Here is a 13,724-nt window from a genome sequence, read left to right on the forward strand (position 1 = left end):
CCCCTCCAGGGGGGATGGGACTATTACTGCGCCTGGTGCGCCTGGTGCGGTACGGCATGCTGCACAGCCTCGGCACCAGCGTTGCCGTCCTGCTTCGCGACGGGAGGAGAGGAAAGATCCTTGCCGACCAGGGCTTCCAACTGGGCCAGCTTCATCTGGTAATCCGCCATCGAATCGTAGTATTCACGCTCGTAATTGAACAGGGTGACCCGGTTGTCCAGCAGGGTCAGGAAATCGACCTTGTTGACCCGGTAGCCGATCACGGCCGACTCCAGCGACTGCTCAGCCTGGGGAATGATGCCGGTGGTGTAGAGTTCGATCAGCTTCCTGCGCCGCTCCATCTGGGCCAGGAGGTCGTTGATGCCGGAGGAGATGGTGTTCCGGGCGCCGTTTAACTCCTCGCTCGCCATGTTGACCTCCGAGTTCGACTCGGCCCTCATCGCGGCGCGCCTCTCCTTCTGGATGGGGAGGTTAAAGGTGACACCCAGCGAGTACATGTCCGAGCCGTCGCTCCCCATGGCCTTCTGGCGCTGCATGTATTCGAAGGAGACGTTGAAGTCCGGGTAGGATTCCTTCTGCGCCAGCAGGTGCCCCGCCCTCCCCTTCTCGATCTGCGCCTTGACCGACTTCAGCTGGGGCCGGTTCTCCTCGGCTACGTCGAGCAGCTGTTCAGGGGTGTAGGCGAAGGGGGCCAGCTTGAAGTCGGGGATTGCACCGAGCTTGGTGCTCTGGGGGCGGTTTAACAGCGAGTTGAGGCTCACCTCGAGGCTCCTGCGCTGCTGCTCGAGCGAGATCTTCATGTCCAGCATCTTGGAGCGCTCCAGGAGCGCCTTGTAGATGTCCTGCTGCGCACCCTGCCCAACCGAATACTTGGTCTGCGCCAGGGTGATGAAGTCATCCAGGATCTTTATGTTCTTATCGATGATGCCAAGGGATTTATCGGTGAAGTAGACCTGGTAGTAGGCTTCCCGCACCATGCGGGTCAGTTCGAGCTTTCGTTCCTCGACGCTCCAGCGGTAGCTTTCGGCCTCGGCAGCGGCAATGTCTTCCTTGAGCTTCCGCTTGCCCGCAAAGGGGATCTGCTGGCTGATGCCGACCACCTTCTGGGTCATGGAGTCCTTGTTGAAGCTCAAGGGATCGGTGACGATCATGTTCTGCAGCTTGAACATCACCATGGGATCTTCCAGGGCGCCCGCCTGCTTGATGCGGCTCTTGTACATCTCCCAGCGTGCGGAGGAGGACTTCAGTTCCGGGTTGCCGGACAGTGCCGTCTGCACGAGCTGATCGAGGCTTTCGGGGGCGGGTTTTGCCTCTTCGGCGTGGACCGCAGGAGCGGTCATCAGTATGGACAACAACAGGTACAGCGGAAAAAGCCGGTATTTCATGGTGACTCCAGAAAACTTGGCGGTAGCTTTCACAAGGTGTTACACGATCCGTGCCCGACCTATAAGTGCTCGTTTTACAATGCATCAGGCACTGCAACTGGTCTACAATGCGAAGGATATTCAGCAGTTACCGTGGAATATTATACACACTTCGGCACATTTTGCTCTCAGCTTCAGTAATCGACACAAAAAGAAAAATCTGAAGAGCACCAAGTAAAAGAAGTATGTGCTCCTCAGATTTTTCAGTTTTATAAGAAGCAATCGGCCCCTAGGCGCTGATCAAGCCATCCTTTAAATGAATGGTACGGTCCGAATAAGCGCCGTTCTCCGGGTTATGAGTAACCATCACCACGGTCTGCCCCGCCTCATTCAGTTGCCTGAACAGTGCCATGACTTCCTCGCTGGTTTTCGAGTCGAGGTTTCCGGTCGGTTCGTCCGCCAGCAGGATGTGCGGATTGTTGACGATGGCGCGGGCGATGGCGACCCGCTCCTGCTCGCCGCCCGATAGCTGGTTGGGCAGACGATCGGTCTTGGCACCGAGACCGACCCGCTCCAGCGCCTGGCGCGCGGCCTCCCTCTTGGCAGCCGTGCTCATCTTCACGATGGCCAGCGGCAGCATGACGTTCTCCAGGGCGGTCAGGTACTGGATCAGATGGAAGGACTGGAACACGAACCCGAGGTTCTGGGCGCGAAAGTCTGCCAATTCCTCGCTCTTCAACTGGTACAGCTTCACCCCGGCCATCTCGACCTCGCCGCTGGTCGGGTGGTTCATCCCGCCGAGCACCGAGAGCAGCGTGCTCTTGCCGGAGCCGGACTGCCCCATGATGGTGATGAACTCGCCCGCCTCGATGCTTATGTCCACGCCGCGCAGCGCCTCGACCAGGTCGGACCCCGTCTGGTACTGCTTCTTCACGTTCTTCATCTCTATAATCGCCATGTCGTCCTCTCTTAAAGCGCCCGGAGGGCTTCGGTCGGGTCCATCTTGCTGGCATGCAGCGCGGGGTACAGGCTCGCGAGGATGCCAAGAAGAAGCGCCAGCCCTATCGAGCCGAAGGCAACGGTTGCGTCCCAAACCAGGTGGGCGTTCTTGGTTTCGGCCATGAACGGGAGCGCGAGCTTTGCACCCCCCATGCCCGCCGCGTAGCCGAGGATGCCTGCCAAAAGGCTCACGAGCGCAGCCTCCAGCAGAATGATGCGCATGATGTGGCTCTTTCTGAAGCCGATGGCACGGAAGACGCCGATCTCGGTGGTGCGCTCGTTCACGCTCCCCATCATGGTCACGAAGACGATGAGCGATCCGATGAAGACCACCACGCTCCCCATGGCGTAGGAGAATCTCTTGAACTGGTCCAACGCCTTCAGCCGGCCTGCCACAACCTGCTGGATCGCAGAGACCTTGCTGTCCGGAAGCAGTTCGGCGATCTGGTTCACCATGTCGGAAATCGGGCAGCCGGAGCAGAGAGCCGCCACCTCGGCCATGGTGATCTTCCCTTCCTTGCCGAGCACCTTTTGTGCCTTCGGGAGCGCCATGAAGACAAGCGAATCGTCCTGCGAGCCGGTCTGGTTCAGGACACCAGCCACCTTGAACTTCTCACCCTTGATCTCAATGTTGTCGCCGGAAGTTGCGTTGAGGGTGTTGGATGCATCGCTGCCCAGAAGCACCTCGTTGTCACCCTTGGGCTCGCTGCCGAAGATCTGCCACCACTGCTTCATCTTGAGCTCTGCCGCGAAATCCACCCCCACCAGCAGCACGTCGTGGGTACCCACTTTGACGCCACCCAGCACCTTGGGAGAGATGGAGGAGATGTTCTTGTTGTTCTTGATCTTGCGGACCTTGTCCAGGTCCGCCTCCTTGATCTCGCGCTGGTCGAAAGTGACGCCCCCCAGGCTGATGCCGCCGTAGTTCATGGAGAGGCCGTTGCTCTGGGGGGTGATCAGGATGTTGGCCCCGAATTCGTCCATCTTCCTCTCGATATCGTTGGACATGGAACGGGTCAGGGTGACCAGGGTCACGATGGTGGCGATGCCGACCATGAGCCCAATGGTCAGAAAGGCCATCTTGGCCTTGCGGCGTTTCAGGTTGTTGATCGAGATGGTGTGCAGTTTCATCTTGTCTCCGAGATGCGTGTCGATCGGTGCAAGTAAGGGCGAATGATTATTCGCCCCTACAGTGGACGTGTGTTCGTTGCTGACCATACCCTCGCCCCCTGGGAGAGGGTGGCCGAAGGCCGGGTGCTGTGTTCGTTGCTGACCATACCCTCGCGCCCTGGGAGAGGGTGGCCGAAGGCCGGGTGAGGGAGGTCGCCGGCATTGAAAGCTGCCGCGGGACCGAGGAGGAGGAGCCCCGCGGCAGCCTTTTTCAACGACTACCGGATAGCGTTTAATCAAGTGTCATGCCAAAGGACGATACAGGGGCTAACTCCCCGTATTCCCGTTTCAGCAAAGTGCCAGCGGCAGGGCGCGGCAACGGCCGCGGGGGAATATTCCACGTACCCAGCAGAATATTCCACACACGGCCGCGGTGCTGTTACTTGCCCGCCTCGTCACTTCTGACCAGCTTCATCCCGCAGATAGAACAATCCGCGGCCGGATCGTCGCTGGTGATCCAGGGATGCATCGGGCAGGCGTAGAGAGCACCCTTGGCAACAGGCTTGATGGTAGTCTTTTTGCCGAAAAAGAACCAGAGGTTGCCGGCTATCAGGGCGACTCCGGCCACGGTGACCAGTATTTGAGACGTTTCCATGGTTATCCCCTCTCTACGGTGAACCCGCGCAGCCGCAGGGCGTTGGTTACCACGCTGACCGACGAGAGCGCCATGGTGAGCGAGGCGATGATCGGGCTCAACAGCCAGCCGGTGAACGGGTACAGGATCCCAGCGGCGATCGGGATGCCGAGGATGTTGTAGATGAAGGCAAAAAACAGGTTCTGCTTGATGTTGGCGATGGTGGCGCGGGAGAGCGCGATGCTGGAGATGACGCCGTTCAGGTCGCCGCGCACCAGCGTGATGTCGGCCGCCTCGATGGCCACGTCGGTGCCGCTACCCATGGCGATGCCGACGTCGGCCTGGGCGAGCGCGGGGGCGTCGTTGATGCCGTCGCCCACCATCGCCACCACCTTCCCCTGCGCCTGCAACTTCTTGATCTCCTCCCCCTTCCCGTCCGGCAGCACTTCGGCCACCACGCGGTCGACGCCGACCTGGCGCGCGATGGAGTCGGCGGTGCGGCGGTTGTCGCCGGTCAACATGATCACCTCGAGCCCGAGGGCGTGCAGACGCTGGACGGCACCGATGGAGCCTTCCTTGATGGGGTCGGCTATAGCGATGACGCCGGCGAACGTCCCGTCGACGGCAACCATGACAGGGGTCTTGCCTTCATCCGCCAGTCGGTGAGCCTTGGAAGGCTCGACGCGGATGCCGTGGTTCGCGAGCAGCAACTCGGTGCCGATCAGGATCTTCCTGCCGTCTATCTCCGCCTCGATGCCGTGGCCGGGGATGGCGTTAAAGCCGTTTACCGCGAGCCTCGCTAGCCCCTGTTCGTCGGCCGAGCGCACGATCGCCTCACCAAGCGGGTGCTCGCTGCCGGCTTCAGCCGATGCCGCAAGTTGCAGCAAGGCTTGACGGTCGAGTCCCTCGCTTTCGACATCGGTCACCGACGGGACGCCGCGGGTGATGGTGCCGGTCTTGTCCAGTACGATGGTGGTCAGCTTGTGCGCCGTTTCCAGCGCCTCGCCACCTTTGATCAGGATGCCGCTCTGGGCGCCCCGTCCGGTGCCGACCATGATGGCGGTCGGTGTGGCCAGACCGAGGGCGCAGGGGCAGGCGATGATCAGCACCGACACGAAGGTCAGCACCGCCATGTTCATGCGCGTCTCGGGCGGCGAGACATCGAACCAGACCACGAATGCGGCAATGGCCAGGCTGATGACCACCGGGACGAAGTAGCTCGCGATCACGTCGGCCAGGCGCTGGATGGGAGCCTTGCTCCCCTGGGCCTGCTGCACCAGGCGTACGATCTGCTGCAAAACGGTGTCCTTGCCGATCCTGGTGGCACGCATCCGGAAGGAGCCGGTCTTGTTGAGCGTGGCGCCGATCACCGTGTCGCCGGTTTTCTTGTGCACCGGCAGCGGCTCGCCGGTCAGCATGCTCTCGTCGACCGATGACGTTCCCTCGACCACCTCGCCGTCCACGGGGACCTTCTCTCCGGGACGCACCACGATGACCTCGCCCAGTTGCACCTCGGCGATGGGGATGTCGATCTCCTTTTCGTCGCGCACCACCCGGGCCAGCTTGGGCTGCAGGCCGATCAGGGCGTGGATGGCTCCGCTGGTTTTGCTGCGGGCACGTGCCTCCAGAAGGCGCCCCATCAGGATCAGGGTGACGATGATGGCAGCGACCTCGTAGTAGACGCCGACCGGCGAAGCCATGGCGTGGCCGTGATCGCCCGCTTCGGCTGCCGTGCCTGCTCCCGCCATCAACCATTGCGGGGCGATGGTCGCGACCAGGCTGAAGATGTAGGCGGAGAGCGTGCCTAGGGCAACCAGCGTATTCATGTCGGCGACGCGGTGCCTGGCAGCGGTCCAGGCGCCGGTAAAGAACTCGCGCCCGGCCCAGAACAAGACCGGAGTGGTGAGGGCGAGTTCGACCCAGGCGCGTCCCGGGAAGCTGAAGAGGTCCGCCAGTGCAGGCACCACGTGTCCGCCCATGGCAAGTACGGCAACCGGCAGCGTCAGGGCCAGCGCGAGGAAGAACTTGGTCCTGTTCTTCCGGTACTGTGCCTCATGCACCTGGGTCTGCGCTTCCAGCATGCCGGCCTCGTCGGTTTCGCCGCCACCGGACTCCAGCACGTCGTAGCCCATGTCGCGCACCACCTGTTTAAGGCCGTCGGGGCTCGTTTCCTTGGGATCGTACTTGACGGTGGCGCGGGTCGTGGCGAAGTTCACCGCCGCAGTCACCACTCCCGGCGTCGCGTTCAGGGTCTTCTCGATCCGCCCGGCGCAACCGGCGCAGCTCATGCCCAGAAGCGGCATCTCGCACTGTTCCACATGTGCAGGTGTTGGAGTCGGTGCAGGCGCAGCCTTTTCCCCAAGGTAGGTCTCCGGCGAGGCCAGGAATTTTTCCAGGCAACTCGCGGAGCAGAATTTGTAGGTGGTCCCTTGGTGCGTCGCGGAAAGGGGCGCCGCTGCGCCGACTTCCATCCCGCAGACCGGGTCGCGTAACGATACTTTTTCAGCCATTGTATTAATCCTCCCTAAAACACTACTTCAGGAAACGCGACAGCGCCGTCTTCACCTCGTCCAGCAACTGCTGCTGGCTCATCGGCTTGGCCTGGTCGTGTTGCTTGTCGCCCCCCTGCCCCAGCACGCAGTTCTCCAGGTGCCGGGTCAGCAGTTCCACCCCCAGGGCATCCAGCGCGGAGCGCACCGCGGAGATCTGGTTCAGGATGTCCACGCAGTAACGCTTCTCCTCCAGCATCCGCTCTATTCCGGCCACCTGCCCGGCGATTCTTTTCACACGGGTGTTCAACTTGTTTTTTGGCGAGTCGCTCATGGCTCCCTCCGAACCTTTGATACCCCACGGGGGTATATGACTAAGGCAACAATACCCCTAGGGGGTATAAAGGTCAAGAGGGAATCACACACGATGCAACGGATAAAGCGCGGGGAATGATGACAGGGAGGTTGCGCCTCCGGAGTGTCTCGACGACCGCATGGGGTATGAAAAGGCCACCAAATGCCTTGTAAGGGCGAATGATCATTCGCCCGCCTTTGATTCAAGGTTGGAACGTAAAGCTAGGGGGGGGGGGCGCAACGGCGCTGAGGGGGCGTCTTCGGTTATGACAAAGAAAGGGGCGAATGATTATTCGCCCCTACAGGTGGTGGACCACGTGGTGAAAATCAACTTTTGAGGAACTGCCTCAGCACGAACGACAGTATCCCGCCGTGGTGGTAGTAATCGTGTTCGTTGGAAGTGTCGATGCGCACCTGGACGGTGAAGGTGCCTGCGGAACCGTCGACCCTGGTGAATTTCACCTCGAGCTTCTGCCCAGGCGTAAGCGAATCCAGCCCGGTCAGGTCGAAGCTCTCGGTGCCGTCCAGGCCGATCCCCTTGTAGCTGTCGCCCGGCAGGAACTGCAGCGGGAGAATCCCCATTCCCACCAGGTTGGAGCGGTGGATCCTCTCGAAGCTCTCGGCGATGACGGCACGGATGCCGAGGAGCTTGGTCCCCTTGGCCGCCCAGTCGCGCGAGGAACCGGTCCCGTACTCCTTCCCGGCGATGACGACCAGCGGGGTGCCTTCGGCCTGGTAGTTCTCCGAGGCCTCGAAAATGGACATCTGCCTGCCGCTGCCGTCTCCCTTGGCAAAGTACATGGTCACGCCCCCCTCTACACCCGGCACCAGGGCGTTCCTGATCCGGGTGTTGGCGAAGGTACCGCGCACCATCACCTCGTGGTTGCCGCGCCGTGCGCCGTAGGAGTTGAAGTCCTTGGGCTCGATGCCAAGCGACATCAGGTAGCGCCCTGCTGGAGTCGCCTTGCCGATCGAGCCGGCGGGGGAGATGTGGTCCGTGGTGATGGAGTCCCCCAAAAGCGCCAGGCAGCGCGCCCCGGTGATGTCGGGGATGGATTCCGGCTGGGGCGGCAGTTCCAGGAAGAAAGGAGGTTCCTTGATGTAGGTGGAGTCCTCCTGCCATTGGTACAACTCGCCGCTTGGGACGGTAAGGCCGCGCCACTCGTCCTCGCCGTGGAAGACGTCGGCGTAGTTGGTGGCGAAGGACTCGGCATGGACGCAGCTTTGCACAAGCTCAGCCACCTCCTTGTCATCCGGCCAGATGTCCTTCAAGTACACCGGCTCGCCGTTGGGGTCGGTACCGATGGGATCACGGGTGAGGTCGATGTTGATGTTCCCGGCCAGCGCGTAGGCGACCACGAGCGGCGGCGAGGCCAGGTAGTTGGCCCGCACGTGAGCGTTGATGCGCCCCTCGAAGTTGCGGTTGCCTGAGAGGACCGCCGCTACGGCGAGATCGCCTTCGACCACGGCACGGGAGATGTGGTCGGCCAGCGGACCGCTGTTGCCGATGCAGGTGGTGCAACCGTAGCCGACCAGGTGGAAGCGGAGCGCGTCCAGGTAGGGCGTCAAACAGGCGGCAGCCAGGTAGTCGGTGACCACCTTGGAGCCGGGTGCGAGGCTGGTCTTCACCCAGGGGCGCACCTGCAAGCCGCGCCGTACCGCGTTCCTGGCGAGGAGGCCTGCGCCGATCATCACCGAGGGGTTCGAGGTGTTGGTGCAACTGGTGATGGCCGCGATGACGATGGAACCGTGGCAGAGGTTGTAGCTCGTGCCGTCGGGCTGACGCACCGGGACACACTGGCCGAGCGAACCCAGGGCCTTGTCCGGGTGTTCCGCCATCAGCTCCGGCGCGACGGTTACCGGCGATCCTCCCTCCCCGAGCCAGCGGTTGAGAGTCTCCTTGTCCACGTGCGCCGCGTCCTGCTGGCGAAGGGTAACCAGTTGCCTCCTGAACGAACCGCGCACCTCTTTGAGGCGCACGCGGTCCATGGGGCGGCTGGGTCCGGCGAGAGAGGGCTCCACGTCGGCCAGATCCAGCTCCATGGTATCGCTGAAGATCGGCTCGGGGCGATCCGAAGAGCGCCAGAGTTCCTGCTCCTTGAAGTACGCCTCCACCAGCGGCACCCCGCCCCCGCGGCCGGTCAATCCCAGGTAAGCGGTGGTCTGCTCGTCGACGGGGAAGACGCCGATGGTGGCGCCGTACTCGGGCGCCATGTTGCCGATGGTGGCCCGGTCGGCGATGTTGAGCGATGCGGAGCCGGGACCGTAGAACTCGACGAACTTGCCCACCACCCCCTTCTTCCTGAGCATCTGGGTGATGGTCAGCACCAGGTCGGTCGCGGTAGCGCCGGGGCTCAAGGCACCGGTCAGCCGGAAGCCGACCACCTGCGGGATAAGCATCGAGCAGGGCTGCCCCAGCATGGCGGCTTCCGCCTCGATCCCCCCTACACCCCAGCCCACCACGCCCAAGCCGTTGATCATGGTTGTGTGCGAGTCGGTGCCGACCAGCGTGTCCGGCAGCACCCACTCCTCGCCGTCAACCGTATTGACCAGGGCGACCTGTGCCAGGTATTCCAGGTTGACCTGGTGGCAGATGCCGGTCGCCGGCGGGACGACGCTGAAGTTTCTGAAGGCGGATTGCCCCCAGCGCAGGAACTGGTAGCGCTCGTGGTTGCGCTCGAACTCCAGCACAGAATTCGCCTTGAGCGCCAGTTGGCTGCCGTACTGGTCCACCTGCACCGAGTGGTCGATGACAAGATCGGCGCGCTGCATCGGGTTGATGTCGGAGGGGCGCCCGCCGAGCCGGCTGAGGGCGGAGCGCATGGCGGCCAGGTCCGCCACGGCGGGGACCCCGGTAAAGTCCTGCAGCAGGATGCGGGCCGGCATGAACTGCATCTCCTTGTCCGGCTCGGCCTGCGCGTCCCAGCGCGCCACCGCCTCGATGTCCTCCTTTTTGACCACCACGCCGTCCTCGCGGCGCAGCAGGTTCTCCAGCAGGATCTTCATCGAATAGGGAAGCCGGGAGATATCGATGCCGGAGTTCGCCGCGAAGGCCTTCAACGAGTGATAGCGGTAGGTCCTGCCGTCCACGGTGAGCGTGGAGAGGGTGTTGTAGCTGTTGGTAACGCTCATGCTGTTCTCCTCAGACTTTTTTTACCGCCACGTTGGCCGCGACCAGGATCGGGTCCCAGACCGGCGCATAGGGCGGTGAATAGCTCAAATCGAGCTCGGCGATCTCGAAAACGGTCATGTTCTTGTAGATGGCGGTCGCCAGGACGTCCAGGCGCTTGGCCACCACGTCCTCGCCAACCATCTGCCCCCCCAGAAGAAGGCCGCTCCCCTTCTCGCACAGAAGCACGATACGGATGGTGCCGCCGCCGGGGAACTCGCCCCGGGTCGGGCCATCGACCACCACCTTGACCACGTCCTTGTTGAGGGTCTGCAACTGCCGTTCGCTCAAGCCCGTTGTGGCGATGGTGTAGTCGAAAAATTTGAAGACGGCAGTCTGGTCGATGCCCCAGAATTCGGTCATCCTGCCGGGGTTGCAGATGTTGTGGCCGATGACACGCCCCTGCTTGTTGGCTGCCGGCCCCAGCGGGAAGTAGGAGTTCAGCCCGAGTTGCCGAACGTAGTGCTCGGCGCAGTCCCCCCCGGAGAATACGCCGTCCAGGTTGGTGCGCAGGTAGCGGTCCACCTTCACGGCGCCGGCAACGCCCAGCTCGCCCCCCGCCGCGGCGAAGAGGGCCGTGTTGGGCCTGGCCCCGGCGGCCACCACCACCATGTCGGCCTCGAAGGTCCCCGCCGAGGTCTTCACCTGGCGACCAGCCTTCTCCTCGACGTCCACGCCGGTCAGGAGCTCGATCCCCTTCTCGCGGGCCTTTTCCATGACCTTGCTGCGCACCTCCTCGCAGAAGGATGGGAGGATGACGGGCGCCTTCTCGATGATGACCGGGGTGAGCTTCATGTTGGTGAGGACGTCCGCGATTTCGAGGTTGGTGTAGCCGGCTCCGATCAGGAGCACCTTGGCAGGAGGTTTTTGATAGAGGAACTCCTTGGCGCGGCGGGTGTCCTCAAGGGTCCTGAAGTAGAAGACGTCGCTGCCGTCGAAGCCCGGATAGTCGAGGCGAATAGCCTTGTTTCCGGTGGCATAGACCAGAAAGTCGTAACTTTCGCAGTAGCTTTTGCCGCTCTTCAGATCGGTGACCTCGACCTTCTTCCCGCCCGCGTCGATGCGGATCACTTCCTGGTAGAGCCGGTAGTCCACACCGCGCTCTTTGCGAATGGTCTCCAGGGGAAGAGCGTACAGCTTCTCCACCGGCTTGTCTTTGAAGAAGAGGTTGTAGGGCATGCCGCAGGCGGCATAAGAGACATCGCCGCTCTTTTCGAGGACGATGACCTCGGCCTCGGGGGACTGCCGCTTGATCTGACTGGCGGCGGAAAGTCCGGCGGCTATGCCGCCGATGATCACGCACTTCATGAAATGGTCTCCCCCAGAAGAAGCTTTATGCCGGTTCGAACATGCTCTTGTCGACACCGCACACGGGGCAGACCCAATCCTCCGGGATGTCCTCAAAAGCGGTCCCCGGTGCTACACCGCTGTCGATGTCCCCTACCTCCGGATCATAGATGTACCCGCAAACCGTGCAGCGATACTTTTGCATGACGTCCTCCTTGGAATTGATACATCCCTCCCCCTTGCCAGTTCCAGCTTGGTGCAGGGATGTGAGCTGAAAACATTCATAAAAAGTAGCGGGCGCCCCATTAATGTCAAGCCTACGCCCGATCATTAAAGAGAGTGGTATATACAGCGGGCGCCATCGGTGTTAAAGATACCCCTCTGCGCGGCGGGAGCCGGCGCGAACCGCGAGACGAACTGGAGTATTTGCATGAAAGGTGTACTGGGAAAACTCGACGCGGGGCTTTTGAGCTCCGAGCAGCGTCCGATGCTGCGCTTCCTGGTGGTGCTGACCGCCGCCTCGACCATCGGCCTGCAGGGCTACACCATCCTCTTCAACAACTTCGCCGCCGAGATGGTTCATCTGAACGGCAGCCAGGTGGGCGTGACGCAGTCGGTGCGCGAGATCCCCGGGCTCCTGTCGCTGCTCGTCGTCTTCGTTTTGCTGCTGGTGCGGGAACACAAGCTGGCCGCGCTCTCGGTGATGCTCCTGGGGCTTGGGACCGGCATCACGGCGCTTTTCCCCTCCTATGGCTGGGTCATCTTCACCACCGTGGTGATGAGCTTCGGGTTCCACTACTACGAAAGCACCAACCAGTCCCTCACGCTGCAATACTTCTCGACGGCGGTGTCGCCGCTCATCTTCGGCCGCCTGCGGGCGCTCGCCGCCGTTTCCAGCGTTGTGGCAGGGATCATCGTGTACTGCCTGAGCGGTGTCGCACATTACCGCGAGATGTACCTGACCATCGGGGCGCTGGTGCTGGCCGCCGGGATCTGGGGGCTGTTCCAGAACCCGACCCACGCCGGGATCGTGCCGCAACGCAAGAAGATGATCCTGCGCCGCAGGTATTCGCTCTTTTACCTCCTCACGCTCCTCTCCGGCGCCAGGCGGCAGATCTTCGTGGTCTTTTCCATCCTGCTCCTGGTCCAGGTATTCCATTTCACGGTGCGCGAGATGACCATCCTCTTCATCGTGAACAACGTGGTGGCCTACATCCTCAACTCGCTGATCGGCAAGGCGATCAACCATTTCGGCGAGCGCACCATCTCCTCCATCGAGTACTCGGGGGTCATCGTCATCTTCCTGGTCTACGCCTTCACCACCTCCAAAAATCTGGTCATGCTGATGTACATACTGGACAACATCCTCTACAATTTCGAGGTCGCCATCAGGACCTACTTCCAGAAGGTGGCTGACCCGGCCGACATCGCCTCGTCCATGTCAGTGGGGTTCACCATCAATCACATCGCGGCCGTCTTCCTGCCGGCCCTGGGCGGGTACTTCTGGATGATGGATTACCGGATTCCTTTCATTGCCGGCACCGTGCTTGGTGTCATCTCACTCATTGCCGCACAATGGATGCGCGTTCCGGACAAAGCTCCTGAAGCCGCACTCATAGCCGAGGCGAAATAAACATCCAAACAAGTAAAGCGGTAAGTAGATAAACAAGTACGCCATCAAGCCAGCGACAACTGCCAAAGGAGGAACCGAGATGATTACAATTCCGGACAAGATGAAAGAAGTGATGGCGCATGAGGGCGTGGTGGCCATAGTGACACAGGGGATTGAAGGCCCACACATGGTCAACACCTGGAACAGCTACCTGAGGATCAGTGCGGACGGGAAACTGCTGGTGCCGGTCGGGTACATGCACGTGACCGAGAACAACCTCGCCCAGAACCCGAGGGTTCTGCTCACGCTGGGTGCGCGCGAGGTTGAGGGCAGTCATGGTCCCGGCACCGGGTTCTTCCTGGAAGGAACGGGCACCATCGTCGATTTCGGCCCCTCTTTCGACTCGACCAAGGCCACCTTCCCCTGGGCCAGGGCCGTGCTGGAAATCAAGATTTCCGCAGCGAAGCAGACGCTTTAAGGCACCGCGCGTGAGTACCCCTCGCCCTTCGGGAGAGAGAACGGCCTCAGGGTCTAGCAACAAAAACGCGAACTGCTTCCCCCTATCCCCCTCGCCCTTCGGGAGAGGGGCTGGGGTGAGGGCGCGGCAACCCGCCCTCCGGGCGACCTCTCCCAAGGGGAGGGGAGAACTCCTCAAGTGAACACAAAAAGAGCGCCGCAGGTTTCCTGCGGCGCTCTTTGCTTATGC

11 protein-coding genes are annotated in these 13,724 nt (G+C 61.8%); 2 read left to right on the forward strand and 9 right to left on the reverse strand.

What is annotated here, in order from left to right:
• Nucleotides 1–23 precede the first annotated feature (23 nt).
• The 9 genes from KP003_RS09200 to rd form a co-directional block, all read right to left on the reverse strand.
• On the reverse strand, nt 24–1,385 hold the full coding sequence (locus KP003_RS09200) for a TolC family protein (RefSeq protein WP_217300623.1): 1,362 nt from the start codon (nt 1,383–1,385) through the stop codon (nt 24–26).
• Nucleotides 1,386–1,653: 268 nt separating this feature from the next.
• Nucleotides 1,654–2,322 (reverse strand): ABC transporter ATP-binding protein, encoded by a 669-nt coding sequence (locus KP003_RS09205; RefSeq protein WP_216498791.1) that lies wholly within the window; start codon nt 2,320–2,322, stop codon nt 1,654–1,656.
• An 11-nt stretch (nt 2,323–2,333) separates the two neighbouring features.
• Entirely contained in the window at nt 2,334–3,494 is a 1,161-nt protein-coding gene (locus tag KP003_RS09210) for an ABC transporter permease (RefSeq protein ID WP_216498792.1), read from the reverse strand.
• A 418-nt stretch (nt 3,495–3,912) separates the two neighbouring features.
• The gene (locus KP003_RS09215) at nt 3,913–4,128 is read right to left on the reverse strand and encodes a heavy metal-binding domain-containing protein (RefSeq protein ID WP_217300624.1); all 216 of its coding nucleotides are present in this window, start codon (nt 4,126–4,128) and stop codon (nt 3,913–3,915) included.
• Between the two features lie 2 nt (nt 4,129–4,130).
• The gene (locus tag KP003_RS09220) at nt 4,131–6,617 is read right to left on the reverse strand and encodes a heavy metal translocating P-type ATPase (RefSeq protein ID WP_217300625.1); all 2,487 of its coding nucleotides are present in this window, start codon (nt 6,615–6,617) and stop codon (nt 4,131–4,133) included.
• A gap of 22 nt (nt 6,618–6,639) precedes the next feature.
• Entirely contained in the window at nt 6,640–6,930 is a 291-nt protein-coding gene (locus KP003_RS09225) for a metal-sensitive transcriptional regulator (protein WP_216498795.1), read from the reverse strand.
• Nucleotides 6,931–7,277: 347 nt separating this feature from the next.
• Nucleotides 7,278–10,082, reverse strand: a complete 2,805-nt coding sequence (acnA, locus tag KP003_RS09230) for an aconitate hydratase AcnA (RefSeq protein WP_217300626.1) — start codon at nt 10,080–10,082, stop codon at nt 7,278–7,280.
• 10 nt (nt 10,083–10,092) lie between these two features.
• Complete coding sequence (locus tag KP003_RS09235; RefSeq protein WP_217300627.1) at nt 10,093–11,427, reverse strand: FAD-dependent oxidoreductase; 1,335 nt, start codon at nt 11,425–11,427, stop codon at nt 10,093–10,095.
• Nucleotides 11,428–11,452: 25 nt separating this feature from the next.
• Nucleotides 11,453–11,611 carry a rubredoxin gene (rd, locus tag KP003_RS09240; protein WP_135869943.1) on the reverse strand — a complete coding sequence of 53 codons (159 nt, stop codon included), beginning with the start codon at nt 11,609–11,611 and terminating at the stop codon, nt 11,453–11,455.
• Between the two features lie 225 nt (nt 11,612–11,836).
• On the opposite strand from rd, the gene KP003_RS09245 reads away from it, so the two are divergent.
• Nucleotides 11,837–13,039, forward strand: coding sequence for an MFS transporter (locus KP003_RS09245; protein WP_216498798.1), 1,203 nt, complete (start codon nt 11,837–11,839; stop codon nt 13,037–13,039).
• 79 nt (nt 13,040–13,118) lie between these two features.
• On the forward strand, nt 13,119–13,496 hold the full coding sequence (locus tag KP003_RS09250) for a pyridoxamine 5'-phosphate oxidase family protein (protein ID WP_217300628.1): 378 nt from the start codon (nt 13,119–13,121) through the stop codon (nt 13,494–13,496).
• Nucleotides 13,497–13,724: the final 228 nt, after the last annotated feature.

The organism is Geomonas diazotrophica, assembly GCF_019063885.1.
In the GTDB taxonomy this organism is placed as follows: Bacteria; Desulfobacterota; Desulfuromonadia; order Geobacterales; family Geobacteraceae; genus Geomonas; species Geomonas diazotrophica.